This is a genomic window from Stenotrophomonas sp. YJH_SMC_6 (genome assembly GCF_059371335.1).
The window spans coordinates 144277-169864 of the sequence record NZ_JCAFUM010000014.1; the positions used below are offsets into that span (position 1 = coordinate 144277).

A 25588-nucleotide genomic window follows, 5' to 3' on the forward strand; every position below is an offset into this window, starting at 1 on the left:
GCTGGGGCGAGGGATCCGACCCCAACGGGCATTACAGGATGTAGCGGCTCAGGTCCGGGTCCTGCACCAGCTCACCCAGGTGCTTGTCGACGTAGGCGCTGTCGATCGCCAGGCTTTCGCCATCGCGGTCCGGTGCCTCGTAGCTGAGCGAATCCAGCAGGCGCTCCAGCACCGTATGCAGGCGACGGGCACCGATGTTCTCCTGGCGCTCGTTCACCTGGAAGGCGATTTCGGCCAGGCGCTCGATGGCGTCGGCGGTAAAGCTGACCTTGACGCCCTCGGTAGCCAGCAGCGCCTCGTACTGCTTGGTCAGCGCGGCCTTCGGCTCGGTCAGGATGCGCACGAAATCACCCTTGCTCAGCGCACCCAGTTCAACGCGGATCGGGAAGCGACCCTGCAGCTCCGGAATCAGATCGCTGGGCTTGGCCAGGTGGAACGCACCGGATGCAATGAACAGGATGTGGTCGGTCTTGATCGTGCCGTACTTGGTGGACACGTTGGAGCCTTCCACCAGCGGCAGCAGGTCGCGCTGCACGCCTTCGCGGGAGACATCGCCGCCGCCCACGTTATCGCCACGCTTGGCGACCTTGTCGATCTCGTCGATGAAGACGATGCCGTGCTGCTCGCAGGCCTCGATCGCCGCAGTGCGGATATCGTCCTCGTTGACCAGCTTGCCGGCCTCTTCTTCGATCAGCAGCGGTCGCGCGGCCTTGATGGTCAGCGTGCGCTTGTGCGCCTTCGCGCCGCCGCCAAGGTTGGCGAACATCGACTTCAGCTGCTGGCCCATTTCCTCCATGCCCGGCGGGGTCATGATGTCCATGCTGACATTGGCGGCCAGGTCGAGTTCGATCTCGCGCTCGTCCAGCTCACCGTTGCGCAGCATCTTGCGGAACTTGATGCGGGTCTCGTTGTCCTGCGCCGACGGTTCGTTGCGGGCGACTTCCGGATCGAAGCCGATGCCACCGCTGCGGCGCGGCAGCAGCGCATCGAGGATGCGGTCTTCGGCGCGTTCCTCGGCCTGGGTACGCACGCGCACCTTGGCCTGTTCGCGGTACAGCTTCACTGCGGTATCGGCCAGGTCGCGGATGATCTGCTCGACGTCCTTGCCGACGTAGCCGACTTCGGTGAAGCGGGTGGCTTCGACCTTCACGAACGGCGCGTTGGCCAGCGTGGCCAGGCGACGCGCGATCTCGGTCTTGCCGACGCCGGTCGGGCCGATCATCAGGATGTTCTTCGGCATCACTTCATTGCGCAGCTCAGGCACCAGCTGCATGCGGCGCCAGCGGTTGCGCAGGGCGATGGCCACGGCGCGCTTGGCGTCGTGCTGGCCCACGATATGCCGGTCCAGTTCCTGCACGATCTCGCGCGGGGTCATGGTGGCGGAGGAAACTTCGATCTTCGACATGGATGTGCTCACGAATTCGTTGTCGGTCGTGCCGGCCGCTGGCCGGCAACCAGGCACGCGTGTGGGGGATCATGAGGTTGCCGGCCAGCAGCCGGCGCGACCCTCAGAGTTCCTCGACCACCACGTTGCGGTTGGTGTAGATGCAGATATCGCCGGCAATGCCGATCGCTTCGCTGGCGATGGTGCGCGCATCCAGTTCGGTGTGTGCCATCAACGCGCGTGCAGCCGACAGCGCATAGGAACCACCCGAGCCGATGGCGATGATGCCATCCTCCGGTTCGATCACATCGCCGGTGCCGCTGATGATCAGCGAGGTTTCCTTGTCGGCCACGGCCAACAGGGCTTCAAGCTTTCCGAGGCGGCGCTCGGTGCGCCAATCCTTGGCCAGTTCGACCGCAGCACGCTGCAACTGGCCGTGCTTTTCCAGCTTGGCCTCGAACAGCTCGAACAGGGTGAAGGCATCGGCGGCGGCACCGGCAAAGCCGGCCAGCACCTGGCCATCACGACCGAGGCGGCGCACCTTGCGCGCATTGCCCTTCATCACGGTGTGGCCCAGCGTGACCTGGCCGTCGCCGGCAATGGCCACGTGCTCGCCGCGACGGACGCAGACGATGGTGGTGGCGTGGAAAACGTTGGGGTTCTGACTGGGGTCCATGCGGCCTCCGATAGCTGTTCCCGGGACATGGGGACAGCGCCGGGTGCGATCAAGCCTGTGCGGATGGCTGCCGTTCAGCGCTTGGCGTGCGACGGCCGGTCCGGATTGGGCTCGATGCCCCAGGCGATGTACCAGTCTTCGCCCTGCGTCTCGATCGGATGCTGGGTGCGACCGGAGCCATTGCCACAGGCCAGCGCGTCAGCCGCGCAGTAGCGGTCGCAGCCCCAACAGATGCGCTCGGGATGCTTGGGGTGCAGCGGAATGGGCTTCGCCATGGTGGCGGGTTCCTCGTGGCCTGCGGCCACGATGCGCCGGCAGCGCCCGCCCTGCCCTGATCCAGATCAAGGGCGGGCTATTCAGCCTTGTCGTCCTTGCTGCGGCGCTTCGCGCGCGGATGCGCGGCGTCGTAGACCTTGGCCAGGTGCTGGAAATCCAGATGGGTGTAGATCTGGGTGGTGGCGATGTCGGCATGGCCCAGCAGCTCCTGCACGCCGCGCAGATCACCGGATGATTCCAGGATATGGCTGGCGAAACTGTGCCGCAGCATGTGCGGGTGCACGTGCTTGAACAGGCCCTGGCGCTGCGCCAGCTGGCGGATGCGGATCTGCACCGCGCGTTGGCTGATCGGTCCGTTGCGGCCGGGAAATACCGGTGAGGCCGGACCACCGCCACTTTCGGCGCGCCACGCCTGCAGTGCTTCGCGCGCCGGCCGGCCGAACGGCACGCGGCGCTGCCGATTGCCCTTGCCCAGCACGTTGACCAGCCCGCTGTCGAAATCCAGATCGCGCCAGGTCAGCGCGCAGACTTCGCTCAGGCGCAGGCCGGAAGAATAAAAAAGTTCCAGCAGCGCGCGGTCACGGCGGCCAAGTTCACCTTCCGGCTCCAGCTCGACCAGCTGCACGGCCTCATCGGCGTCGAGGACCTGTGGCAACCGGCGCGGCGCGCGCGGCGCCTTCAGCGTCGCCGCAGGACTCACCTCGATGCGGCCGTGCTTGAGCAGCCAGGCATAGAAGCTGCGGCAGGCGGACAAGCGGCGCTGCAGGCTCTTGGCCGACAGGCCACGGCGGTGCTCATCGGCGACGAACTGGCGCAGCGCGTCGGCATCGAGTGCCTCCACCGCAACACCGCGCGGCTCGGCCCAGACCGACAGCGCGTCCAGGTCACGGCGGTAGGCATCGAGCGTATGCGCCGACATCCGCCGCTCTACCTGCAGATGCTGCAGGAAGGCCTGTACCGCGCTCATCGTCGTGTCCTGCTCAGCCCGGGAAGCGCTTCAGGCCGGTCACCAGGGCATCGCCCATCATGCGCAGGAACAGCGTGCCCATGCCCGGATAGAAACGGTTCGGATCGTGGCTGCCCACCGCAATCAGGCCCACGCCCGGCAACGGCAGCAGCGCGGTGGTCTGCACTTCCTCGCTGCGCACGCCATACAGCACGGCATTCTTTTCCGGCTGCAGGCGGCCGCAGATCGGCTCGCCGTCCTTCAGGCAGTCGCGGAACGGGCCGAGCTGCGGATCATCGGCTGCGATCACCTGCAACCAGTCGGCCTGTTCCAGCCCGGCCACCGGCGTGTGCACCACCAATCGCACCAGGTCGCCGGCGAAATCTTCCTGCAGCGAGGCCGCCATCGCACGCAGGGTGTCGGCGGCGTTGTCCTGCTTCATCAACGCCAGGGTCAGCTGGTGCGTGCGCACCGCCAGGCGTTCGTTGACCTGGGCAGTCGCGCCCAGGTCGGCCAACCGTCGTGCCAGCTCGCGGTTCTTCTCGCGCAGCACTTCCAGCTGGTAGCTGGCCAGCGACGCGGTCGGGCCGTCGTCACGCGGCACCACCAGGGTCAGGGCCAGGTCCGGGAACTGCTTGAGGAAGCCGGGATGTCGCCGCAACCAGGCAGCGACTTCGTGGGCCCCGAGCTTGTCGACGGTTTCGGTCATGCCATCCACTCCCCTTCGAAGACGAATGCAGTCGGGCCGGCCATCACCACAGGCTGGCCATCGCCCGGCCATTGGATACGCAGGTCACCGCCGGGCAGGCTGATGCGTGCATCACGCTGCAGGCGGCCGCGCTGCATCAGGGTCACCGCAGCGGCGCAGGCGCCACTGCCGCAGGCCAGGGTTTCACCGACGCCGCGTTCATTCACACGCAGGCGTGCATGCGCCGGGCCCATCACCTGGGCGAAGCCCACGTTCACCGAGCGCGGGAACGAGGCATGCTGCTGCAGCAGCGCACCGACGCGCTCGACCGGTGCAGCATCGATCAGGCCCACTTCGATCACTGCATGCGGGTTGCCCATCGACACCGCAGCGAAACGCACGCTTTCGCCCTGCAGCGGCAGCAGGTATTCCTCGCGCGCGTGGGCGAAACCCACCAGCGGCACGTTGGCCGGCTCGAACGCCGGCACGCCCATGGTCACCGCGAACTGGCCATCGCCCAGCACTTCCACCTCATGGCTGGCCAGCGGGCTGTCGATGACGAAGCGGTCGCCCTGCGCACTGCCTTCGCGCACCAGCCAGGCGGCGATGCAGCGCGCGCCATTGCCGCACTGTTCGGAATTGGAGCCGTCGGCATTCCAGATGCGGTACGACGCCACCGAGCCTTCCGCGCGCGGCGGTTCGATGGTCAGGATCTGATCGCAGCCGACGCCGGTGTGGCGGTCGGCCAGCTGCGCGGCCAGTTCAGGCGTGGGCGGCGCGGTGCCGTCACGCAGGTCGATCACTACGAAATCATTGCCCGCGCCATGCATCTTGCTGAAGCGCAGGGCCTTGGAACCGGCCTCACTCATTCCCGCCGCCCACCTTCTTCGCAGGCGCAGGCGCCGGTTGCGTGGTCGGTGCAGCCGGCTCCACGGTCGTGGCCGGGGTGCCACTGCCTTCGGTCTGCGCCGGGGTCGCTTCGGTAGCGGGCTCGGCAACAGGTTCGACGGTTTCTTCCACCGGCACCGGCTTCTGCGGCAGTACCAGCGGGCCCTTGTTGCCGCAGGCGGCGAGGAACAGCAGCGAAGCCGCTGCCAGCGGAATCAGGATGGCGTTTCGATGGGGGATCTTCATGCCCCGAGTATAGCCATTGGCGGCTGAGCGGTTGGTAGAGTCGACTGTGAGTCGACTGCTCCTGCAACGGCCGTGAAAAACCCGCGCTGCGCGCGATAGTCGACTGACAGTCGACTCTACCCCCCTGACCGCCCCACGGGCCGCCCCGGGGCGGGCCATGTTCAGCCTTCCGGCGGTGGCAGTGGCCGGGTCCACAGCCAGATCGCCACCACGGTCATGCTGCCGATCGAGAACCACTTCACCCAGGCAATCGGCACGCACCAGAGCATGATGCCGGCGCATACCGCCATGGTGATCGTGGCCATCCACTTGCCGTAGCGGCTGACCGCCCCGTGTGCCTGCCAGTTGGCGATGGCCGGGCCGAAGCGTGGATGCTGCAGCAGCCAGTTGTGCAGGCGTTCGGAGCCACGCGAGGCGGCCCAGGCCGAAATCAGGATGAATACGGTGGTCGGCAGGCCCGGTACGAAGATGCCGACGATGCCGGTGCCGAGGCTGACATAGGCCAGCAGCCACCACGCCCAGCGGAAACGCACCACGCGCGGAGGCGTGGTGGCATCGCGAGGGACGGAAGGATCTGGCGCGCTCATGGCCGCAAGGATACCGGTTCAGGGTGCCAGGCAGTGCCCGGCACCCTGTCGCGATCACGGCTGGGCGATGCCCAGCTGCTGCAGCACGAATGCGTACGACTCGGACAGCTCGCGGTAGCGCTGGAAGCGCCCCGACTTGCCGCCATGGCCGGCTTCCATGTTGGTGCGGAACAGGATCGGGTAGTGGCCGGTGTTGTCGTCACGCAGCTTGGCCACCCACTTGGCCGGTTCCCAGTACTGCACCTGCGAATCCCACAGGCCGGTGCCCACGAACAGCGCCGGATAGGCCTGCTTGCTGACGTTGTCGTAGGGCGAGTAGGACAGCATGTAGTCGTAGAACTGCTTCTGCTCCGGGTTGCCCCACTCGTCGTACTCGTTGGTGGTCAACGGAATGGTCGGGTCGAGCATGGTGGTCACCACGTCGACGAACGGCACCTGGGCCACCATCACGCGGTAGTCCTGCGGCGCCTGGTTGGCCACCGCGCCCATCAGCAGGCCACCGGCACTGCCGCCGGATGCCGCCACGCGGTCCTTCGCCGCCCAGCCCTGCGCCACCAGGCCACGGGTGACGTCGATGAAGTCGTTGAAGGTGTTCTGCTTGTGCAGCAGCTTGCCGTTCTCGTACCAGTCGCGGCCCATTTCCTGGCCACCGCGGATGTGGGCGATGGCATACACCACGCCACGGTCGAGCAGGCTCACCGCGGTCTGGTTGAAGTACGGGTCCATCGACATGCCGTAGCTGCCATAGGCGTACTGGAACAACGCGCCCTTGCCATCCTTCTGGTAGCCCTTGCGGTAGACCAGCGACACCGGCACCTTCACGCCATCGCGCGCGGTGATCCAGACGCGGTCGGTTTCGTACTTCGACGCGTCATAGCCGATCACCGGCTGCACCTTCAGCTGGCGGCGCTCCCCGGTGGCGGTGTTCAGTTCGAACACGGTGGTGGGGGTGGTCATCGAGGTGTAGACGTAGCGCAACCAGGGCGTATCGGCCTCGGTGTTGTCGCCCAGGCCCATCGAGTACGCCGGCTCGTCGGCCTTCACGTAGTCGCTGCGACCATCCTTGAACAGCAGGCGGATGCGTTCCAGGCCCTCGGAGCGTTCGGCGATGGCGGTGTAGCCATCGAACAGTTCGAAGCCTTCGATGAACACCGCATCGTCGTGCGCGATCCAGTCCTTCCACTGCGCACGCGAGGTCGCATCGGTCGGTGCGGTGACCAGCTTGAAATTCTTCGCACCGTCGTTGGTGCGGATCACCCAGCGGCCATCGTAGTGGTCGGCGTCGTACTCGACATCGCGCTGGCGCGGCGCCAGCACAGTGAAGTGGGTCGGGTCGCTGGCCGGCGCGTAACGCTCTTCCGAGGACACGGTGCTGTGCACGCCGATGGTGATGAAGCGATCGTCGCGGGTGCGGCCGATGCCCATGTAGAAGCTGTCGTCCTTCTCTTCGTAGACGATGGTGTCGGCGCTGGCCGCGGTGCCCAGCACGTGCTTCTTCACGCGCACGGTCAGCAACGTTTCCGGATCGTTCTCGACGTACAGCACGGTGCGGTTGTCGTCGGCCCAGACCAGGTCGCCCGAGCTGCCGGTGATCACATCGGGCAGCACCTTGCCGGTGGCCAGGTCCTTGAAGCGGATGGTGTACTGGCGGCGGCCGACATCATCATCGGCCCAGGCCAGCAGCTGGTTGTCCTGGCTGACTTCCATCGAGCCGACGCTGAAATAGCCCTTGCCGGCAGCCATCGCGTTGACGTCCAGCAGGATTTCCTCGGCGGCCTCCATGCTGCCCTTGCGGCGTGCGTGGATCGGGTAGTCCTGGCCGGTCTCGAATCGGCTGTAGTACCAGTAGCCACGCTCGCGCGCCGGCACGCTGGAATCGTCCTGCTTGATGCGGCCGACGATCTCCTTGTAAAGGGTGTCTTCCAGCGGCTTCAGCGGCGCCAGCAGCTGGTCGGCATAGGCATTCTCGGCCTGCAGGTAGGCCAGCATGTCCTTGTTCCCGCGCTTGTCGTCGCGCAGCCAGTAATAGTCATCGTTGCGGGTCGCGCCGAACGGCGCCTTGACCACATGCGGATGCTTGGCGGCATCCGGCGGAACGGGCGGAGTGGCGGCGGTGGCAGTGGTGGTCATCAGGCTGGCAAGCAACAGGCAGAGGGTGGATTTCATGAGATAGGGCTCCTTGAGGGGCAATGCAATGGCGTCCTTGCGCCCGAGTCTGGGTTGCGGAAGGACGGTGGGCAACCCTGCGGAACGTCATGGTGGCCATGCCTGCCGGTAGTGCCGGCCGCTGGCCGGCACCCTCACGGCCTGCGGGTGGGTCGGTTGCCGGCCAGCGGCCGGCACTGCCAGAGCGCGTGACCCCGGTGCGCGGCGTACCATGGGCTGCATGAGTACCCTGCCCCATACGCCGGGCTACAGCCGGCGCAGCCATGAAATCGCTCCGTTCCACGTGATGTCCCTGCTGGCCCGCGCGCAGGCGCTGGAACAGGCCGGCCACGACGTGATCCACCTGGAAATCGGCGAACCGGACTTCACCACCGCCGAACCGATCGTGCGTGCCGGCCAGGCCGCATTGGCCGCCGGCCATACCCGCTACACCGCCGCACGTGGCCTGCCCGCCCTGCGCCAGGCGATCAGCGGCTTCTATCGCAGCCACTACGGGCTGGACATCGACCCCGAACGCATCCTGGTCACCCCCGGCGGCTCCGGTGCGCTGCTGCTGGCCAGCAGCCTGCTGGTCGATCCCGGCCGCCACTGGCTGCTGGCCGACCCTGGTTATCCGTGCAACCGCCACTTCCTGCGCCTCGTTGAAGGCGGCGCACAGCTGGTGCCGGTCGGCCCGGACACTGCCTACCAGCTCACACCGTCGCTGGTGGAACAGCATTGGAATGCCGACAGCGTCGGCGCGCTGGTTGCCTCACCGGCCAACCCGACCGGCACCGTGCTCTCCGCCGACGAACTGGCCGCCCTGTCGAAGACCCTGCACGCGCGCGGTGGTCACCTGGTGGTGGACGAGATCTACCACGGCCTCACCTATGGCCTGGACGCACCCAGCGTGCTGCAGGTGGATGACAGCGCATTCGTGCTGAACAGCTTTTCCAAATACTTCGGCATGACCGGTTGGCGGCTGGGCTGGCTGGTGGCACCGCCAGCAGCCGTGCCGGACCTGGAGAAACTCGCGCAGAACCTGTACATCAGCGCATCGAGCATCGCCCAGCATGCCGCACTGGCGTGTTTCAGCGACGAAGCGATGTCGATCTTCGAACAGCGTCGCGACGCGTTCCGCCAGCGCCGCGACTTCCTGCTGCCCGCGCTGCGCGAGCTGGGCTTCCGCATCGAAGTCGAGCCGCAGGGTGCGTTCTACCTGTACGCCGATGTCAGCGCATTCACCGATGACGCACAGGCGTTCTGCGCCCATTTCCTGGAAACCGAGCACGTGGCATTCACGCCCGGGCTGGATTTCGGCTTCCATCGCGCCAACCAGCACGTGCGCCTGGCCTATACCCAGGAAGTGCCGCGGTTGCAGGAGGCGGTGGCACGGATCGCGCGTGGGTTGCAGCGTTGGCAGGGATCACGTTGACGGTAGTGCCGGCCGCTGGCCGGCAACCCGGGAATGCGTGAATGATGCGGTTGCCGGCCAGCGGCCGGCACTACCGGATAAAGAAAAACGCCGCCCTGGGGCGGCGTTTTCCGTTCTGCCTATCTGCTTACTTACCGCCCAACCGCTCCCACAGGAAGCTGTAGGCCAGCGCCGACATGTGTGCGGCCTGCGCGTTGTTGGCTGCACCGCCGTGGCCACCTTCGATGTTCTCGTAGTAGGTCACGTCCTTGCCGGCGTCGATCATCTTCGCCGCCATCTTGCGGGCGTGGCCCGGGTGCACGCGGTCATCTCGGGTGGAGGTGGTGAACAGCACCGGCGGGTACTTCTTCTTCGCGTCGAACAGGTGGTACGGCGAGAAGGTCTTGATGAACGCCCAGTCGCTGGTATCCGGGTTGCCGTACTCGGCCATCCACGAGGCACCGGCCAGCAGATGGCTGTAGCGCTTCATGTCCAGTAGCGGCACCTGCACCACCACCGCACCGAACAGTTCCGGGTACTGGGTCAGCATGTTGCCGGTCAGCAGGCCACCGTTGCTGCCGCCCTGCACGCCCAGGTGCCTGGCGCTGGTGATCTTGCGCTTGACCAGATCGCGTGCCACTGCGGCCATGTCTTCATAGGCCTTGTGGCGGTTCTGCTTCAGCGCCGCCTGGTGCCAGCGTGGGCCGTATTCGCCGCCGCCACGGATGTTGGCGACCACGTACACGCCGCCCTTCTCCAGCCAGGCGCGGCCCATGCCACCGGAGTAGCCCGGGGTCAGCGAGATCTCGAAACCACCGTAACCGTACAGCAGGGTCGGGTTGGAACCGTCCAGCTTCATCGCCTTGTCGTGCACCACGAAGTACGGCACGCGGGTGCCGTCCTTGCTGGTGGCGAAGTGCTGCTCGATCACCTTGCCCTTGGCATCGAAGAAGGCCGGCATGGTCTTCAGCGTTTCCGGGGCCTGCCCGATCTCGGCCAGCGCCAGGGTGGTCGGGGTCAGGTAGTCGGTGGCGGTCAGCCACACCGCGTCGCTGTCGTTGCTGTCGACCGCAGCCACGCCCAGCGTGCCGAAGGCCGGCGCGCCGACGAAGCGGCTGGTCTGCCAGCCATTGGCGCCCGGGGTCAGCACCGACAGGCGGTTCTTGACGTCATCCAGCACGTTCAGCACCAGGTGGCTCTTGGTCCAGGTGGCGCTGGCCAGCGAAGTGGTCGCGGTCGGGGTGAACAGCACGTCGAACTCACGCTTGCCGGCCAGGAAGTCATCCAGCCTGGTCGCCAGCAGAGAACCGGACGCATAGGTCTTGCCACCCACGGTCCACGGATCACGCAGCTCCAGGGTCAGCCACTGCTTGTGCAGGCCCTTCTCGGCCGAGTTCGGCGCATCGATCTTGGTCAGCGTGCCATCGTCGCCACGCAGGTAGATCTCGTTGTTGTAGAACGCCAGCGTGCGGCTGACAAGGTTGCGCTCGAAGCCCGGGGTGTCATCGTGCATCGCCGCGATGTACATGTCTTCCGGCTTGCCTTCATACACTACGCTGGCGGAGGCCATCGGCGTACCACGCTTCCACAGCTTGGCCACGCGCGGGTAGCCGGAGGTGGTCATCGAGCCGGCACCGAAGTCGGTGTAGACGAATACGGTGTCGCGATCGATCCAGTTCAGGCCGCCCTTCGACTCCGGACGGAAGAAGCCGTCCTTGATCCAGTTCTTGTTGGCCAGGTCGAACTCGCGGGTCACGTCGGCGTCGGCACCACCGCGCGACAGCGCGATCAGGCAGCGGCTGTAATCCGGGCGCAGGCAGTCAGCGCCGTGCCAGACCCAGTTCTCGCCCTCGGCCTTGTTCAGGGCATCGAGGTCAAGCACGGTCTCCCACTGCGGCGAGGCCTTGCGGTACTCGGCCAGGGTGGTACGCCGCCACAGGCCGCGCTCGTGCTGCTGGTCCTTCCAGAAGTTGTAGTAGTAATCGCCGATCTTCTGCACGGCGGGAATCTTGGCATCGGAGTCGAGCACCTCGCGGATGCTGGTCTCCATCTGCTTGAAGGCCGGGGTCTGCGCCAGGCGCGCCTCGGACTTGGCGTTCTGTTCCTTGACCCAGGACAGCGGCTTGTCGCCGGTGACGTCCTCCAGCCAGGCGTAGCGATCGGTGTCTTCAGCAGCCACGGCGGTCCCCACCGAGGCAGCGGTCATCATGCCAGCCAGCAGGCAGGCGGAAGCGAGTCGAGACATTGCAGCTCCAGGCAGTCATAAGCCGTGGAACGCTAGCATGGATCGCTGCAGCCGCCCCCGTGTCGAAGGTCAGGCCGTGGCCGTAGCGCGGCGGCGACGGCGGGGCGTCCCGGCGGTGCGACGATGCGCCTGTCCACCGGTGCGACGGGCCAGCCGCAGCCACGACAGGCGCGGCACAGGGAAGCGCAGCAGCGCCCACCAGGCCATCAGCGGCATGCCCACCAGCCACATCGGCAGCCAGCCCAGCCAGGCGTTGCTGCCACGCGCGGCCGGCCAGACCAGTACCAGCGCCAGGCCGGCCAGGGCCACCTGCCGCACGCTGCGCAGCAGGCGCGGATCGGCGCGTTCAATGATGACGCGTTCAGTTGCAGGGCGGCGGACGGAACGTGCGTTCATGGGGCTTCTCCGGTGGACAATGCAACACAGCTTGGGCAAGGCCCTTCTCACAGGTTGCGACACCATTGACGGATCGCGCACGCTCAGTCGACCATGCTCAGGCAAAGCCCTTCTGAGCCCGCTCCCGCATGACTTCGATCCGCCCGCTCTGCGCCATGCTGTTGGCCCTGTCCCTGGCGGGCCCCGCCGTGGCCGCCAGTGAGCCGCCATCGCCCCGCGCCAGCACCCCGCGCGCGGCCGACCCGGATGCGCCGATCGACCTGAAGCGCTTCATGGGCACTTGGTACGTGATCGGCCGCGTGCCGAACTTCATCGAACGTGGCCATGTGGCCAGCGTCAACGACTACGAACTGCGCGACGAGCACAAGGTCGGCATCACCTACCGCTACCGTGATGGCTTCGGCGAACCGCTGCAGGAAGTGCGTGCCCGCGCCAGCGTCGACCCGGACAGCGGCAACCACGGTTGGCGCACCTGGTTCTACCGCGTCGTGCCTACCCATTCGCGGGTGCTGGAAGTGGCACCGGATTACTCGTGGGCACTGATCGGTTACCCGGGCCGCGAGATGGCCTGGATCTTCTCGCGTACGCCGGACATGGACAAAGCCCTGTACAAGGAGCTGGCCGAACGCCTGCGGGACGAGTACGGGGTGAACACCGACAAGCTCAAGCGCGTGCCGCAGCACCCGGAGCAGGTCGGGAAGCTGGGTTACGAAGTACCGAACGTGCGTTGACCGCACGTGGGATTGCCGGCCAGCGGCCGGCACTACCCGAACGAGATGCCGGGCGCCGCCCGGCATTCTGTTATCTGCGGCTGTAATGCGCGACCAGGCGGTCGCCAAGCATCTGCAGCAGCTGCACCAGGATCAGCAGCAGGACCACGGTGACCAGCGCCACGTCGGTGTGCGAGCGCTGGTAGCCGTCGCGGAAGGCCAGGTCGCCAAGGCCACCGGAGCCGATCGCACCGCCCATCGCGGTGAAGCCGATCAGCGCGACGGTGGTGACCGTTGCGCCAGCGATCAGGCCCGGGCGCGCTTCCGGCAGCAGCACGCGGGTGACCAGCTGCCAGGTGGTGGCTCCCATCGCCTGGGTCGCTTCGATCACGCCACGGTCCACTTCGCGCAGTGCGGTCTCGACCAGGCGCGCGTAGAACGGCGCGGCACCGATGACCAGCGGCACGATCGCACCGCGTACACCCAGCGACGTCCCCATCAGGAACAGGGTGACCGGGATCAGCACGATCATCAGGATGATGAAAGGCACCGAGCGCAGCAGGTTCACCACCAGCGCCAGCACGCCATAGGCGAACGGACGGCGCTTCATCTGCGGTGCACCGAACAGGTACAGCAGCACGCCCAGCGGCAGGCCGATGGCCAGGGTCAGCGGCAGCGAACCGAGCAGCATCAGCAGGGTGTCGATGGTGGCCTGGCCGATGTCGGCCCACTTGCCCGCGTCCAGGTGGCGGAAGAATCCGCCGGCAGTAGCGATGATCATCGACGCAGCTCCTCAACATGCACGCCGGCGGCCACGAACGCGGCCTGCGCGGCGGACTGGTCGCCGCCCACCAGGGCGACCACCAATTGGCCATACGGGGTGTCCTTGATCCGGTCGATGCGGCCGGACAGGATGTTGTAGTCGACCCCGGTCTCGCGCGCGACGCGGCCGAGCAGGGGTTCGTAGGTGTCGCCACCGAGGAAGGTCAGGCGCACGATGCGGCCACCGACGGCATCGAAATCGCGGTGCAGCGTGCCCTCGTCCACATGCTCCGATTCGCTGACGAAACGGCGCGTGGTCGGGTGCTGCGGGTGCAGGAACACCCGGGTGACCGGACCGGTTTCGACCATCTGGCCGGCATCGAGCACCGCAACGCGGTCGCAGACACGGCGGATCACGTCCATCTCGTGGGTGATCAGCACGATGGTCAGGCCCAGCTCGCGATTGATCTTCGACAGCAGCGACAGCACCGAAGCGGTGGTCTGCGGGTCGAGCGCACTGGTGGCCTCGTCGCACAGCAGGATCTGCGGACGGGTCGCCAGCGCGCGGGCGATGCCGACGCGCTGTTTCTGGCCACCGGACAGCTGCGCCGGATACTTCTGCGCATGCGCTTCGAGGCCCACGGTCTGCAGCAGCTCGGCCACGCGCGCGTCGATCTCCGCCTTCGGCGTGCCGGCCAGTTCCAGCGGGAAGGCAACATTGCCAGCCACCGTGCGCGAGGACAGCAGGTTGAAGTGCTGGAAGATCATGCCGATGCGCCGGCGCAGCGCGCGCAGGCCGTCCGCGTCCAGCGCGGTGACATCCTCACCGCCGATCAGCAGCCGGCCACCACTGGGTTCTTCCAGGCGGTTGATCATGCGGATCAGTGTCGACTTGCCGGCGCCGGAATGGCCGATGATGCCGAACACCTCACCGGCCTCGATGGTCAGGTCCAACGGTTGCAGCGCGCTGACTTCGCGGCCGGCAACGGCATAGGATTTGTGCAGGCGCTGGAACTCGATCACGGGCGTGGCTCACCGGCTGGGTGACGGAAGGGGGCGTGCAGCCTACCAGCGCAGGCGGTCGCGCGCCCGCGCCATGGCCCAGAATGTTATTCCTTTTGGTTCTAAGAAACTGTCCCCGGTAGTGCCGGCCGCTGGCCGGCACCTGCAGCGGTCCCTCCGGCGCAAGGGGTTGCCGGCCAGCGGCCGGCACTACCCCCGGGCTCAGGGATGATCCAGCGGCTTCGGCGGTTCCTGCCGGTTTACCCGCTCGCGATGCAGCAGGTACAGCCCCGAGGCGACGATGATCGCCGCGCCCACCCAGGTATAGCCGTCCGGCAGCTGGCCCCAGAAGGCCAGATCCCAGCCGATCACCCAGACCAAGCCGCTGTACTCCAGCGGCGCGATCATCGAGGCCTCGCCCAGCTGGAAGGCCTTGGTCAGGGCAATCTGGCCCAGCGCCCCGGCCAGGCCCATGCCGGCAATCAAAGGCGCGTGTGCCAGCTGCAGCGGTACCCAGCCGGGAATGGCGAGCAGGCCGGCGCCGATGGCCATGATCACCAGGAACCAGACCACCATCGACTGCGAGGTATCGGTGCGGGTCAGCAGGCTGACCGTGATCGCCGCCACGGCATAGGCCGTTGCCGCCGCCAGCACCATCAGGCCGGGCACCGAGATGAAGCCATCCACGCCCGGCCGCAGCACCACCAGCACGCCCACCAGGCCAATGCCGATGGCGACCCAGCGCCGCGGCCCGACCCGCTCGCCCAGCAACGGCACCGACAGCGCGGCGATCAGCAGCGGGGCAACGAAGTAGATGGTGTAGGCGGTGGACAGCGGCAGGTCGCGCAGGGCGAACACGAAGCAGCCGATCATCGCCATGCCCAACGCGCCACGCAGCAGGTGCAGGCCCCAGCGCCGCGGCACCAGCGAACGTGGGCCGGCACTGACCAGCACCCAGACCAGCACGAACGGCAACGAGGCCGCACCACGCAGGAAAGTCACTTCCAGGGTGGGATAGCTGGCCGACAGCTGCTTCATGCCAGCGTCCATCAGCGAGAAACAGGCGACCGCAGCGACCATCCAGGCCACCGCACGCGAAGGGGAGCGTTGCACGTTCATGGCCCATTATCGCCGACCGCACCGGATTGTAGGGCGGCCGCCGAGCATGGGCTCGGCCCTACACAAAGCGGGCACGCGGGCCGGCACGATAGAATGATCGCCACTGAAACCTGCGGAGCACCGCCCATGCCTTCCTTCGACGTCGTGTCCGAAGTCGACACCCACGAGCTGACCAACGCCATCGACCAGGCCAACCGCGAACTGGCCACCCGCTTCGACTTCAAGGGCGTGGACGCAAAGTTCGAGCGCGACGGCGATGTCATCAATCAGTTCGCGCCGACCGAATTCCAGCTCAAGCAGATGAACGACATCCTGCGTGCTCGCCTGGCCGCGCGCGGCATCGACGTGCTCAGCCTGGAGTTCGGCGACATCGAGACCAACCTGGCCCAGGCCCGGCAGAAGATCACCGTCAAGCAGGGCATCGAGCAGAAGATCGCCAAGAAGATCGCGGCGGCCCTGAAGGACGCCAAGCTGAAGGTGGAAAGCCAGATCAACGGCGACAAGCTGCGCGTGCAGGGCAAGAAGCGCGATGACCTGCAGGACGCCATCGCCGTGCTCAAGGCCGGCAAGTTCGAGCTGCCGCTACAGTTCAACAATTTCCGCGACTGAGCCACCTGCCGGGAATCCCCCGGCGCTGCCAGCCGCAGGTACGACGGCGCGTTGCCAGCGACGCGCCTACAATGTCGGCCCCGCCAGCCGACGTGCCCGCCATGACCGATTCCGACCTGTCCACCGATGACCCGATCGCCGCCACCCGCCTGTGGCTGGAGCGCATCGTCATCGGCCTGAACCTGTGCCCGTTCGCCAAGGCGGTATACGTGAAGGACCAGGTCCGCATCGTGCTCAGCGATGCGACCACGACAGAAGCGCTGGTTGAACAGCTGGCCGAGGAGCTGGTGCTGCTGCGCGACACGCCGGCCGAGCAGATCGACACGACGCTGATCGTGCATCCGCAGGTGCTGAGCGATTTCCTCGACTACAACGACTTCCTCGACAACGCCGATGCGGCGATCGAGGCACTGGACCTGCAGGGGATCCTGCAGGTGGCCAGCTTCCATCCGGATTACCAGTTCGAGGGCGTGGCCGCCGACGACGCCAGCAACTACACCAACCGCGCGCCCTTCCCCACCCTGCACCTGCTGCGCGAAGACAGCGTGGCGCGCGCGGTGGATGTGTATCCGGACCCGGACGTGATTGTCGAGCGCAACATCCAGACCCTGGACCGCATCGGTGTGGACGGCTGGCATCGTCGCCTGCGCGGCGAAGACCTGACGTGAGCGCGGTGCCGCCGATTGCCGCATGGCCGGCCGCGCCACTGTCGGGCAAGGTGGTGCTGGTCACCGGCGGCGCCAACGGCATCGGTCGCGGTATTGCCCAGGCCGTGCTCGGTGCCGGCGGACGCGTGCTGATCGGCGACCTGGACAGGGAGGCCGGCCAGGCCTGCCTGGACGAATGGCAGCGCGGTGAGGATGCCGCGTTCCAGCGTTTGGATATCACCGACGAAGCCAGCGTGCGCGACTTCATCGCCGAGGCGCTGCAGCGTTTCGGACACATCGACGGGCTGGTCAACAATGCCGGCATCGCCGGGCCGCACGGCACGCGGCTGCAGGACATGGACTGGCACGAATGGCAACGCCGGCTGTCGTCGCTGCATGGCGCCTTCCTGTGCAGCAAGCACGCGCTGCCGGCGCTGACGGACAGTGCTGCGGGCGCGATCATCAACATCGCATCCACCCGCGCCTGGCAATCCGAAGCGCACAGCGAGGCCTATGCGGCGGCCAAGGGTGGCCTGGTGGCCTTCACCCATGCGCTGGCGATCAGCGCCGGCCCGGCGGTGCGGGTGAACAGCATCAGCCCCGGCTGGGTCGGAACCACTGCGTGGCAGGCACCCTCACGGCGCCATGAACCAGAGTACTCGGCCATCGACCACGCACAGCATCCGGTCGGCCGGGTCGGCCGCCCTGAAGATATCGGTGCACTGGCGGTGTACCTGCTGTCGTCGCTGTCCGGTTTCAGCACCGGCCAGGACTTCATCGTCGACGGCGGCATGACCCGGAAGATGATCTACGCCGAATGACCGGTCTTCGGTAGTGCCGGCCGCTGGCCGGCATTCCGGTAGACCCACGCCATGCGTGGATGGCGGTGTAGTGCCAACCAGGGTTGGCACCCACCACAACGGTTTACGCCATGCCCGAGTGGCGCAGCAGCGCGTCGATCTGCGGCGCGCGCCCACGGAAGGCCTTGAAGTTCTCCGCCGCCGGGCGGCTGCCACCGCGCGACAGGATCTCATCGCGGAAGCGTGCACCGGTCTCGGCCAGTGCCTGCGGCGCTTCCTCGAACGCCGCATAGGCGTCGGCACTGAGCACTTCGGCCCACTTGTAGCTGTAGTAGCCGGCGGCGTAACCGCCCGCGAAGATGTGGCTGAACTGGTGCGGGAAGCGGTTCCAGGCCGGCGGATGGTTCACCGCCACCTCCGCACGCACGCGATCGAGCAGCGCCAGCACGCTGTCCTGCGCCGGTTCGAACTGGCTGTGCAACAGCATGTCGAACAGGCCGAACTCAAGCTGGCGCACGGTGGCCATGCCGCTGTGGAAGTTGCGCGCGGCCAGCATGCGCTCGTACAGCCCGCGCGGCAGCGGTTCGCCCGTGTCCACGTGCGCGGTCATGGCCTGCAGGTGCTCCCACTCCCAGCAGAAGTTCTCCATGAACTGGCTGGGCAGTTCCACTGCATCCCATTCCACGCCATTGATGCCGGCCACGCCCAGTTCGCCGATGCGGGTCAGCAGCTGGTGCAGGCCATGGCCCATCTCATGGAACAGCGTGGTCACTTCGTTGTGGCTGAAGGTCGCCGGCCTGCCGTTGGCACCGCGGCCGAAGTTGCACACCAGGTAGACCAGCGGCGTCTGTACGCTGCCGTCCGCGCGCACGCGACGGTTGCGGCAATCGTCCATCCACGCGCCACCACGCTTGCCCTCGCGCGCATACAGGTCCAGATAGAACTGGCCGACCAGCGCGCCCTGCGCATCGACCAGACGGAAGAAGCGCACGTCGTCATGCCACACCGGTGCGCTGTCCTCCTGCACGCGCAGGCCGTACAGCTGCTCGATCACCGAGAACAGGCCGCCCAGCACCTTCGGTTCGGTGAAGTACTGCTTCACTTCCTGTTCGGAATAGCTGTAACGGGCCTGCTTCAGGCGGTCGGCGGCGAACGCCAGGTCCCAGGCCTGCAGGCTGTCGATGCCCAGCTGCTCGCGTGCGAACTGCTCCAGGTCGGCCCGGTCCTTGGCCGCGAACGGCTTGGCGCGCGCGGCCAGGTCACGCAGGAAACCCAGCACTTCGGCCGGGTCCTGCGCCATCTTGGTCGCTACCGAATAATCGCCATACGAATCGAAGCCGAGCAGCGCGGCCAGTTCAGCGCGCAGGGCGAGGATCCGATCGATGTTGCCGCTGTTGTCCAGGGACTCATCGCCGAATTCGGACGCACGCTGTGCGCTGGCGCGGTACAGGATCTCGCGCAGGTCGCGGTCCTCACCCCAGGTCTGCACCGGCAGGTAGCACGGCATCTGCAGGGTCAGTTTCCAGCCGGCCTTGCCGTCCTTCTGTGCTGCGGCATGCGCGGCGGCCTTCACGTCTTCCGGCAGGCCCTTCAGCCGCGCTTCGTCCTCGATGATCAGCGACCAGGCATCGGTAGCGTCGAGCACGTTCTGCGAGAACTTCGCCGACAGCGCCGACAGTTCCTCCTTGATCGCCGCGAAGCGCTGCTGCGCCTCCGGCGCCAGCTCGGCACCACCGAGGCGGAAATCGCGCAGGGTGTTGTCCAGCACCTTGCGCTGGGCCGCGTCGAAGCGCGCCGCCTCGGCACTGGCGGCCAGCGTCTGGTACTGCCGGTACAACGCCAGGTTCTGGCCCAGCGCGCTGGCGAAGCGGGTCACCCGCGGCAGGTTGCTGTTGTAGGCCTCACGCAGTTCCGGGGTGTTGACCACGCCCTGCAGGTGGCCGACCAGACCCCAGGCGCGCCACAGGCGCTCGGTGGCGTCATCCAGCGGGGCAACGAAGGTCTGCCAGGTGACCGGCTGCACCTGCTCGGCGGCGCTGACGGCGGCTTCGGCCTCGGCCAGCAGCACGTCCAGCGCCGGCGCCACGTGCTCGGGGCGGATGGCCTCGAAGCGCGGCAGGCCGGAAAAATCGAGCAGGGGGTTGGCAACGGTCACGGCAGATCTCCAGGGTACGGGCCCGGCAGGCGGGCAGCATGCAGGATATGGCGCTGGCAGGCGGGGCTGACAAGGGGGCACGGCCCGGCATTCACGTCGGCCTTACGGTCGCGCACCGAAGCTCTGGCTGCGGGGGAGTCCGCAGCGGTACGCACCGAACGAGGCCCTACATGGAAGGTCTGGCTGCAGTTGCATCCGCCTCACCGGCCCGGTCACTGGCATTGTCCGCCAGCCCGGCCGAACTGACCTGGATCGCCGCATTGTGCGATGCCGGCGACGATGCCCAGCGTCACCTGCATCAACTGCAGGCAGTGCTGCAGCAGGGCGGCACGTTCAACGACGCCCAGGAGTGGTACCCGTTCGAGGTGATCGAACGCGGCGCCAGCCAACTGCGGCTGGGCCATGAGCGCGAGTTCGTGATCTGCGTGCTGCTGTGGCTGCAGGCGCTGGCCCAGGGCCGAGCGAGCATCCTGGACCCGAGCCTGCATCTGGATGATCGCGCGATGGACATCGAGGCCTTGCCCGATGCACTGCGCGACGCGGTGCTGGACGCGTTCACTGCAGCGGGATATTGAGCCGCCCCGGCGACCGGATAGAGTCGACTGTTAGTCGACTTTCGCGCGCAGCGCGGGATTTTCGCGACCTGAACCTGGAGCAGTCGACTAACAGTCGACTCTACCCAGCCGACACACAGCCGGCCGTGCGTTGCCGCGTTACAACGCTTCCAGGCTGCACCACGGCAATTCGGGCAGTCCCTGCCCGGCCACCGCCGCCGCCAGTTGCGCATCGGCGCCGTCGACATCGATGCCCTGGCGCGCATACCACGACGGGTCGTAGTAGCTCTGTGCGTAGCGCTCGCCGCTGTCGCACAGGATGCTGACGATGCTGCCCTGGTGGCCCGCCTCGCGCATCCACTGCGCCGCCTGCAGCACACCGATGAAGTTGGTGCCGGTGGAGCCACCGACACGGCGGCCCAGCTGGCGGCTGACATGGCGCATCGCGGCCAGGCTCAGCGCATCGGGCACCTTCACCATCGCATCGACACTGGTCGGGATGAAGCTCGCCTCTACCCGCGGCCGGCCGATGCCTTCCACGCGCGAGCCACCGCTGCAGGTCAGGCCGCGCCAGTCCTGCTCACCGGCCACGGCGGCTTTGTAGCCATCGAAGAACACCGACACTTCCGGGTCCGCACAGAGGATGCGGGTGTCATGCCGGCGATAGCTGACATAGCGCCCCAGCGTCGCTGCGGTACCGCCGGTGCCGGGGCTGCACACGATCCATTCCGGAACCGGGCTGGGCTCTTCGGCCATCTGCTTGAAGATGGACTCCGCGATGTTGTTGTTGGCACGCCAGTCGGTGGCGCGCTCGGCATAGGTGAACTGGTCCATGAAGTGGCCACCGGTTTCACGGGCCAGCTTTTCCGAATCACAGTTGAGGTCGCAGGCACGTTCGACCAGGTGGCAACGGCCGCCGTGGAACTCGATCGCGGCGATCTTTTCAGGCGAGGTGGAGGCCGGGATCACCGCAATGAACGGCAGGCCGAGCAGCCGCGCGAAATAGGCTTCGGACACGGCGGTCGAGCCGCTGGAGGCCTCGATCACCGGACGCCCTTCACGCAACCAGCCATTGGCCAGCGCATACAGGAACAGCGAGCGCGCCAGCCGGTGCTTCAGGCTGCCGGTGGGATGGCTCGACTCATCCTTCAGGTATAGGTCGATGCCCTCGAACCCTGGCAGCGCCAGCGGGATCAGGTGGGTATCGGCGGAACGGTTGAAATCAGCTTCGATCTTGCGGATGGCGGCAGCCACCCATTCACGCTGCGACATGGCGGGCAATCGTTGTCAGGACGGAACGGTGCGATCCGGCCATTGTACGTCGCAGTGCCGTCAGGTGCTGGCCGGTAGAATGGCGCCATCCGGCCGGCAACGGCCCTGTCTGAAGGACCTCCCCCATGACCATTCCCGCCCTGCGCGATGTTCCCGGCGTCGCCGCCCAGGCCCCGGCCGAAACCACCGGCTTCGTGTTCAACCACACCATGCTGCGCGTGAAGGACATTGCCGCTTCGCTGGACTTCTACACCCGCGTGCTCGGCTACCAGCTGATCGACAAGCGCGACTTCCCCGAGGCCCAGTTCAGCCTGTACTTCCTGGCCTACGTGCCCGCTGGCGCCACGGTGCCGGAAGATGACAACGCCCGCCGCCTGTGGATGGCCGGGCTGCCGGGCGTGCTGGAACTGACCCACAACCACGGCACCGAAACCCAGGACGGCGCGGTCTACCACGACGGCAACAGCGACCCGCGCGGCTTCGGCCACATCTGCGTGTCGGTGCCGGACATCGAGGCCGCCTGCCGGCGCTTCGAGGATCTGGGCGTGACCTTCCAGAAGCGCCTGACCGACGGCCGCATGAAGAACCTGGCTTTCATCAAGGACCCGGACGGCTACTGGGTCGAGATCATCGCCAACGTCTGACCCGAAAAGGGGACGGAGGGGATTAAGTCGTTTCTGGCATTATTGGGCTGGAAGCGACTTAATCCCCTCCGTCCCCTTTTTCTGCGAGGTTCGTATGGAAACGATGGAACTGCACCGCGGCCGCCTGATCGACCACATCCAGCTGGTAGTGCGCGACCTGGCGGCCAGTCGCCGCTTCTACCAGGCGGTGTTCGATTCGATCGGCATCCCGATCGCCGGTGAAGGCGATGACTACTTCTGGGCCGATGAGCTGTTCATTTCCAGCGCCAGCAGCACGGCCGCCGCCGGCCAGCTGACCGGCCGCCACCATCTGGCCTTCCAGGCCCGCGACAGCGCAACCGTCGATGCCTTCCATACCGCCGCGATCGCCGCCGGCGGCACCGACAACGGCGCGCCCGGTGAACGCCCTTACCACCCGGGCTACTACGGCGCGTTCGTGCTCGACCCGGATGGCAACAACATCGAAGTGGTCTACCACGGCCCAGCCAACTACAGCGCCGACTCGGTGAAGGTCACTTTCTGAATTCACCGATGCCGTGAACGAAGAAGCCGGGCAATGCCCGGCTTCTCTGCTTCCAGCGCTGCAGCCCTCAGTGGGCGGCCATGTAGATGTCCTGCAGCACGGCCTTTTCCAGCTCCAGCTCGCCCAGCAGGTTCTTCACGATGTCGCCCAGGCTGAGGATGCCGACCAGACGAGTGCCTTCGGTGACCATCAGATGACGGCGCCGCGAGTACGTCATCAACGACATGGCCTGCTTCAGGGTGGCCTCCGGGGCGATGCCCTCCAGGCCGGTGGACGGCAGGCTGGAAATCACCCGGCGGCCGGCCTGCGGGCCGTCGTCGGCCAGGGTACGCACGATGTCCTTCTCGGAAATGATGCCGACCGGGGCATCGTCCTTCATCACCACCAGTGCAGCGATCCTGTTCGCGCTCATCTTGTGGGCGGCGGCACCAATGGTGTCTTCGGCATCGATGGTGATGACAGCTTCTTTCTTGGATTGCAGGAGTTCGCGGACGTTCATTCTTGTTTCCTGGTGCAGGTCACTGAAGTCAAAAAGTGTGCTCTTCCGATACGCCCCCTCCCCGGGAACAGACCTTTCAGCGCACGTCTGGCGCACCCGGCTGCCGCTTGGAATGGATCGGCAGACGACGTGCTGCAACGCGAACGAGGTGGGTTCAACCGCTCAACCCGGACCTCGGTCAAATCGATTCTACGACTGCGACCATCGGTCACTACCGGCATCGATGGGACAGTTCGTCGTGGGAACCAACCGACGATCCAGAGAATGGCACCGCGGCTGAAACCGCCGCTGAATACACGCGATGCCACGCGTTAAAGATTGATTGCCTGCTGCCGACGGTGGACAGAACACCCTGTGACTGTCCCACTTGCCGCTGCCACCGGCACAAACGAAAGGGGGCCCACACGGCCCCCTTCGCTTGCAACCTCCAACCGAGCTGACGGGTGTTACTCCACCGTCACGCTCTTGGCCAGGTTGCGCGGCTTGTCCACGTCGGTGCCGCGCGCCAGCGCGGTGTGGTAGGCCAGCAACTGCACCGGAATGGTGTGCACGATCGGGCTGAGCACGCCGGCATGACGCGGCGTACGGATCACGTGCACCCCTTCGGACTCGTTGAAGTTGCTGTCCTGGTCGGCGAACACGAACAGTTCACCGCCACGCGCGCGCACTTCCTGCATGTTCGACTTCACCTTCTCCAGCAGGCTGTCGTTCGGCGCGATCACCACCACCGGCATGTCCTCGTCCACCAGCGCCAGCGGGCCATGCTTCAGCTCGCCTGCCGGGTAGGCCTCGGCGTGGATGTAGGAGATTTCCTTGAGCTTGAGCGCGCCTTCCAGCGCGATCGGGTAATGCAGGCCACGGCCCAGGAACAGCGCGCTGCTCTTGCGTGCGAAACGCTCGGCCCAGGCAGCGATCTGCGGCTCCATGTTCAATGCGTGCTGCACGCTGCCCGGCAGGAAGCGCAGCTGCTCGAGGTAGTCCGCTTCCTGCGCCGCGTCGATGCGGCCGTGCAGCTTGCCCAGCACCACGGTCAGCTGGAACAGTGCCGCCAGCTGGGTGGTGAAGGCCTTGGTCGAGGCCACGCCGATCTCGGCACCGGCACGGGTATAGCACACCAGTTCGCTGGCGCGCGGAATCGCACTTTCCGGCACGTTGCAGATCGACAGCGTGTGCTTGTGGCCCAGCGACTTGGCGTACTTCAGCGCTTCTAACGTATCCAGCGTTTCGCCGGACTGGGAGATGGTGACGATCAGATGCTTCGGGTTCGCGTAGGCCGCGCGATAGCGGTACTCGCTGGCGATCTCCACGCTGCACGGAAGGCCGGCGATGGCTTCGATCCAGTAGCGCGCGGTCAGGCCGGCGTAGTAGCTGGTGCCGCAGGCGATGATCTGCACGCCTTCAGTGCCCGACAGCACGGCTTCGGCGTTCTTGCCGAACAGCTCGGCCGGGAAACCACCGGCGTCGATCGCCGCCTCGATGGTGTCGCCCAGCGCGCGCGGCTGCTCGTGGATCTCCTTCTGCATGAAGTGGCGGTACGGGCCCAGCTCCAGCGATGCCAGCGACACATCGGACAGATGCACGTCGCGCTCGATCGGCCGGTCGTGCTCGTCGAAGATGCGCACGCCATCGCGACGGATCTCGGCGGTATCGCCCTCTTCCAGGAAAATGACCTTGCGGGTGGCCGAGATCACCGCCGAGACGTCGGAAGCAACGAAGTTCTCGCCCTCGCCCAGGCCGATCAGCAGCGGGCAGCCCATCCGCGCGCAGACGAAGCGTTCCGGCTCGGCACGGCTGACCACGGCCAGTGCGTAGGCACCGGTCAGCTCCTTTACCGTATGCTGCAGCGCCACCAGCAGGTCGTCACCACTCTTCAGGTGATGGTGGATCAGGTGTGCGATGACTTCGGTGTCGGTCTGCGACTCGAAGGTGTAGCCCAGCGCACGGAGCTTCTCGCGCTGCTCTTCGTGGTTCTCGATGATGCCGTTGTGCACCAGCGCCACGCCATGGCTGATGTGCGGATGCGCGTTGGCCTCGGTGACGCCCCCATGGGTGGCCCAGCGGGTGTGGCCGATGCCCAGCACCGCGTTGAAGCCCTCGGCCTCGGCCGCCGTGGCCATTTCCGACACACGACCGGTACGACGCACGCGACGTACATCGCGGCGCTCACCCTGGTCGATCACCGCGATGCCGGAGGAATCGTAACCACGGTACTCCAGCCGCTTCAGGCCTTCGATCAGCACCGGCACTACGTCGCGATCAGCGATCGCACCCACGATTCCACACATGTCACGCGTTTCCTTGAAGACGATCGTCGCATTCTAGCCTGCGTGCCCGCGCTCCCCCTCCTGTCCGCTTAATGAAAGTGTCCGGAAAGGTGTCCGCGGACACCCGGACACTTCAC

General features: G+C 66.6%; 26 protein-coding genes. 8 read left to right on the forward strand and 18 right to left on the reverse strand.

From position 1 onward, the window contains the following. Positions 1 to 31: 31 nt before the first annotated feature. The 9 genes from hslU to AC5P9N_RS16865 all read right to left on the reverse strand — a co-directional run bounded on the left by hslU (position 32) and on the right by AC5P9N_RS16865 (position 7857). Complete coding sequence (gene hslU, locus AC5P9N_RS16825) at positions 32 to 1405, reverse strand: ATP-dependent protease ATPase subunit HslU (protein WP_005414521.1); 1374 nt, start codon at positions 1403 to 1405, stop codon at positions 32 to 34. Positions 1406 to 1508: 103 nt separating this feature from the next. Further along, positions 1509 to 2060 (reverse strand): ATP-dependent protease subunit HslV, encoded by a 552-nt coding sequence (gene hslV / locus AC5P9N_RS16830; RefSeq protein WP_005411093.1) that lies wholly within the window; start codon positions 2058 to 2060, stop codon positions 1509 to 1511. A 74-nt stretch (positions 2061 to 2134) separates the two neighbouring features. Then, on the reverse strand, positions 2135 to 2335 hold the full coding sequence (locus tag AC5P9N_RS16835) for a DUF3079 domain-containing protein (RefSeq protein ID WP_024957056.1): 201 nt from the start codon (positions 2333 to 2335) through the stop codon (positions 2135 to 2137). Positions 2336 to 2412: 77 nt separating this feature from the next. Next, positions 2413 to 3303, reverse strand: coding sequence for a tyrosine recombinase XerC (xerC, locus tag AC5P9N_RS16840; RefSeq protein ID WP_024957057.1), 891 nt, complete (start codon positions 3301 to 3303; stop codon positions 2413 to 2415). A gap of 13 nt (positions 3304 to 3316) precedes the next feature. After that, positions 3317 to 3991, reverse strand: coding sequence for a DUF484 family protein (locus AC5P9N_RS16845; RefSeq protein WP_012481301.1), 675 nt, complete (start codon positions 3989 to 3991; stop codon positions 3317 to 3319). After that, a complete protein-coding gene (gene dapF, locus AC5P9N_RS16850) occupies positions 3988 to 4839 on the reverse strand; it encodes a diaminopimelate epimerase (RefSeq protein ID WP_099484350.1) in 852 nt (283 codons plus the stop codon). The genes AC5P9N_RS16845 and dapF overlap by 4 nt, the downstream gene beginning before the upstream one ends. Then, positions 4832 to 5104, reverse strand: coding sequence for an LPS translocon maturation chaperone LptM (gene lptM / locus AC5P9N_RS16855; RefSeq protein WP_005411097.1), 273 nt, complete (start codon positions 5102 to 5104; stop codon positions 4832 to 4834). The genes dapF and lptM overlap by 8 nt, the downstream gene beginning before the upstream one ends. 161 nt (positions 5105 to 5265) lie before the next feature. Next, positions 5266 to 5691, reverse strand: coding sequence for a YbaN family protein (locus AC5P9N_RS16860; protein ID WP_024957059.1), 426 nt, complete (start codon positions 5689 to 5691; stop codon positions 5266 to 5268). A 54-nt stretch (positions 5692 to 5745) separates the two neighbouring features. Further along, a complete protein-coding gene (locus AC5P9N_RS16865; RefSeq protein WP_076739049.1) occupies positions 5746 to 7857 on the reverse strand; it encodes a S9 family peptidase in 2112 nt (703 codons plus the stop codon). 220 nt (positions 7858 to 8077) lie between these two features. On the opposite strand from AC5P9N_RS16865, the gene AC5P9N_RS16870 reads away from it, so the two are divergent. Beyond that, entirely contained in the window at positions 8078 to 9271 is a 1194-nt protein-coding gene (locus tag AC5P9N_RS16870; protein WP_180863428.1) for a pyridoxal phosphate-dependent aminotransferase, read from the forward strand. Between the two features lie 127 nt (positions 9272 to 9398). On the opposite strand, the gene AC5P9N_RS16875 is transcribed toward AC5P9N_RS16870, so the two are convergent. Further along, on the reverse strand, positions 9399 to 11495 hold the full coding sequence (locus AC5P9N_RS16875; protein ID WP_099484348.1) for a prolyl oligopeptidase family serine peptidase: 2097 nt from the start codon (positions 11493 to 11495) through the stop codon (positions 9399 to 9401). A 69-nt stretch (positions 11496 to 11564) separates the two neighbouring features. Continuing rightward, positions 11565 to 11891, reverse strand: coding sequence for a hypothetical protein (locus AC5P9N_RS16880; RefSeq protein ID WP_099484347.1), 327 nt, complete (start codon positions 11889 to 11891; stop codon positions 11565 to 11567). 128 nt (positions 11892 to 12019) lie between these two features. On the opposite strand from AC5P9N_RS16880, the gene AC5P9N_RS16885 reads away from it, so the two are divergent. Continuing rightward, complete coding sequence (locus AC5P9N_RS16885; protein WP_099484346.1) at positions 12020 to 12622, forward strand: lipocalin family protein; 603 nt, start codon at positions 12020 to 12022, stop codon at positions 12620 to 12622. Positions 12623 to 12692: 70 nt separating this feature from the next. Here AC5P9N_RS16885 and AC5P9N_RS16890 read toward each other — a convergent pair whose 3' ends face one another. The 3 genes from AC5P9N_RS16890 to AC5P9N_RS16900 all read right to left on the reverse strand — a co-directional run bounded on the left by AC5P9N_RS16890 (position 12693) and on the right by AC5P9N_RS16900 (position 15484). Then, complete coding sequence (locus AC5P9N_RS16890; RefSeq protein ID WP_005411104.1) at positions 12693 to 13382, reverse strand: methionine ABC transporter permease; 690 nt, start codon at positions 13380 to 13382, stop codon at positions 12693 to 12695. Next, positions 13379 to 14386 carry a methionine ABC transporter ATP-binding protein gene (locus tag AC5P9N_RS16895; RefSeq protein WP_049461469.1) on the reverse strand — a complete coding sequence of 336 codons (1008 nt, stop codon included), beginning with the start codon at positions 14384 to 14386 and terminating at the stop codon, positions 13379 to 13381. The genes AC5P9N_RS16890 and AC5P9N_RS16895 overlap by 4 nt, the downstream gene beginning before the upstream one ends. Before the next feature lie 201 nt (positions 14387 to 14587). Further along, positions 14588 to 15484 (reverse strand): DMT family transporter, encoded by an 897-nt coding sequence (locus AC5P9N_RS16900; protein WP_005411106.1) that lies wholly within the window; start codon positions 15482 to 15484, stop codon positions 14588 to 14590. A gap of 126 nt (positions 15485 to 15610) precedes the next feature. On the opposite strand from AC5P9N_RS16900, the gene AC5P9N_RS16905 reads away from it, so the two are divergent. From AC5P9N_RS16905 to AC5P9N_RS16915, 3 genes are all read left to right on the forward strand, one after another. Continuing rightward, positions 15611 to 16093, forward strand: a complete 483-nt coding sequence (locus AC5P9N_RS16905) for a YajQ family cyclic di-GMP-binding protein (RefSeq protein ID WP_005411107.1) — start codon at positions 15611 to 15613, stop codon at positions 16091 to 16093. 101 nt (positions 16094 to 16194) lie between these two features. Next, complete coding sequence (locus tag AC5P9N_RS16910; RefSeq protein WP_099484353.1) at positions 16195 to 16761, forward strand: DUF1415 domain-containing protein; 567 nt, start codon at positions 16195 to 16197, stop codon at positions 16759 to 16761. Next, positions 16758 to 17561, forward strand: coding sequence for an SDR family oxidoreductase (locus tag AC5P9N_RS16915; RefSeq protein WP_099484345.1), 804 nt, complete (start codon positions 16758 to 16760; stop codon positions 17559 to 17561). The genes AC5P9N_RS16910 and AC5P9N_RS16915 overlap by 4 nt, the downstream gene beginning before the upstream one ends. Before the next feature lie 103 nt (positions 17562 to 17664). Here the strand turns inward: AC5P9N_RS16915 and AC5P9N_RS16920 are convergent, their stop codons facing one another. Continuing rightward, positions 17665 to 19695, reverse strand: a complete 2031-nt coding sequence (locus AC5P9N_RS16920) for a M3 family metallopeptidase (RefSeq protein ID WP_099484344.1) — start codon at positions 19693 to 19695, stop codon at positions 17665 to 17667. Between the two features lie 170 nt (positions 19696 to 19865). Here AC5P9N_RS16920 and AC5P9N_RS16925 point away from each other — a divergent pair, with 170 nt between their 5' ends. Further along, entirely contained in the window at positions 19866 to 20270 is a 405-nt protein-coding gene (locus tag AC5P9N_RS16925) for a hypothetical protein (RefSeq protein WP_044570892.1), read from the forward strand. A 138-nt stretch (positions 20271 to 20408) separates the two neighbouring features. Here the strand turns inward: AC5P9N_RS16925 and AC5P9N_RS16930 are convergent, their stop codons facing one another. Then, entirely contained in the window at positions 20409 to 21521 is a 1113-nt protein-coding gene (locus AC5P9N_RS16930) for a PLP-dependent cysteine synthase family protein (RefSeq protein ID WP_005411112.1), read from the reverse strand. Between the two features lie 125 nt (positions 21522 to 21646). Between AC5P9N_RS16930 and gloA the strand changes: the two genes are divergently transcribed. Beyond that, entirely contained in the window at positions 21647 to 22165 is a 519-nt protein-coding gene (gene gloA / locus AC5P9N_RS16935) for a lactoylglutathione lyase (protein ID WP_043035640.1), read from the forward strand. 94 nt (positions 22166 to 22259) lie between these two features. Continuing rightward, the gene (locus AC5P9N_RS16940; protein WP_099484343.1) at positions 22260 to 22688 is read left to right on the forward strand and encodes a VOC family protein; all 429 of its coding nucleotides are present in this window, start codon (positions 22260 to 22262) and stop codon (positions 22686 to 22688) included. A gap of 67 nt (positions 22689 to 22755) precedes the next feature. On the opposite strand, the gene AC5P9N_RS16945 is transcribed toward AC5P9N_RS16940, so the two are convergent. Beyond that, positions 22756 to 23187, reverse strand: a complete 432-nt coding sequence (locus tag AC5P9N_RS16945) for a CBS domain-containing protein (RefSeq protein WP_005411115.1) — start codon at positions 23185 to 23187, stop codon at positions 22756 to 22758. Positions 23188 to 23633: 446 nt separating this feature from the next. Beyond that, a complete protein-coding gene (gene glmS, locus AC5P9N_RS16950; protein ID WP_099484342.1) occupies positions 23634 to 25472 on the reverse strand; it encodes a glutamine--fructose-6-phosphate transaminase (isomerizing) in 1839 nt (612 codons plus the stop codon). Between the last annotated feature and the right edge of the window lie 116 nt (positions 25473 to 25588).

Coding starts and splice junctions, on each gene's coding strand:
- AC5P9N_RS16945 (WP_005411115.1), bottom strand. CDS start 23,187: ATGAACGTCCGCGAACTCCTGCAATCCAAGAAAGAAGCTGTCATCACC.
- AC5P9N_RS16835 (WP_024957056.1), bottom strand. CDS start 2,335: ATGGCGAAGCCCATTCCGCTGCACCCCAAGCATCCCGAGCGCATCTGT.
- lptM (WP_005411097.1), bottom strand. CDS start 5,104: ATGAAGATCCCCCATCGAAACGCCATCCTGATTCCGCTGGCAGCGGCT.
- AC5P9N_RS16865 (WP_076739049.1), bottom strand. CDS start 7,857: ATGAAATCCACCCTCTGCCTGTTGCTTGCCAGCCTGATGACCACCACT.
- AC5P9N_RS16930 (WP_005411112.1), bottom strand. CDS start 21,521: ATGTCGCAGCGTGAATGGGTGGCTGCCGCCATCCGCAAGATCGAAGCT.
- AC5P9N_RS16870 (WP_180863428.1), top strand. CDS start 8,078: ATGAGTACCCTGCCCCATACGCCGGGCTACAGCCGGCGCAGCCATGAA.
- AC5P9N_RS16880 (WP_099484347.1), bottom strand. CDS start 11,891: ATGAACGCACGTTCCGTCCGCCGCCCTGCAACTGAACGCGTCATCATT.
- AC5P9N_RS16845 (WP_012481301.1), bottom strand. CDS start 3,991: ATGACCGAAACCGTCGACAAGCTCGGGGCCCACGAAGTCGCTGCCTGG.
- AC5P9N_RS16875 (WP_099484348.1), bottom strand. CDS start 11,495: ATGTCTCGACTCGCTTCCGCCTGCCTGCTGGCTGGCATGATGACCGCT.
- dapF (WP_099484350.1), bottom strand. CDS start 4,839: ATGAGTGAGGCCGGTTCCAAGGCCCTGCGCTTCAGCAAGATGCATGGC.
- AC5P9N_RS16940 (WP_099484343.1), top strand. CDS start 22,260: ATGGAAACGATGGAACTGCACCGCGGCCGCCTGATCGACCACATCCAG.
- AC5P9N_RS16860 (WP_024957059.1), bottom strand. CDS start 5,691: ATGAGCGCGCCAGATCCTTCCGTCCCTCGCGATGCCACCACGCCTCCG.
- AC5P9N_RS16905 (WP_005411107.1), top strand. CDS start 15,611: ATGCCTTCCTTCGACGTCGTGTCCGAAGTCGACACCCACGAGCTGACC.
- AC5P9N_RS16885 (WP_099484346.1), top strand. CDS start 12,020: ATGACTTCGATCCGCCCGCTCTGCGCCATGCTGTTGGCCCTGTCCCTG.
- AC5P9N_RS16890 (WP_005411104.1), bottom strand. CDS start 13,382: ATGATCATCGCTACTGCCGGCGGATTCTTCCGCCACCTGGACGCGGGC.
- glmS (WP_099484342.1), bottom strand. CDS start 25,472: ATGTGTGGAATCGTGGGTGCGATCGCTGATCGCGACGTAGTGCCGGTG.
- hslV (WP_005411093.1), bottom strand. CDS start 2,060: ATGGACCCCAGTCAGAACCCCAACGTTTTCCACGCCACCACCATCGTC.
- gloA (WP_043035640.1), top strand. CDS start 21,647: ATGACCATTCCCGCCCTGCGCGATGTTCCCGGCGTCGCCGCCCAGGCC.
- AC5P9N_RS16900 (WP_005411106.1), bottom strand. CDS start 15,484: ATGAACGTGCAACGCTCCCCTTCGCGTGCGGTGGCCTGGATGGTCGCT.
- hslU (WP_005414521.1), bottom strand. CDS start 1,405: ATGTCGAAGATCGAAGTTTCCTCCGCCACCATGACCCCGCGCGAGATC.
- AC5P9N_RS16910 (WP_099484353.1), top strand. CDS start 16,195: ATGACCGATTCCGACCTGTCCACCGATGACCCGATCGCCGCCACCCGC.
- AC5P9N_RS16925 (WP_044570892.1), top strand. CDS start 19,866: ATGGAAGGTCTGGCTGCAGTTGCATCCGCCTCACCGGCCCGGTCACTG.
- xerC (WP_024957057.1), bottom strand. CDS start 3,303: ATGAGCGCGGTACAGGCCTTCCTGCAGCATCTGCAGGTAGAGCGGCGG.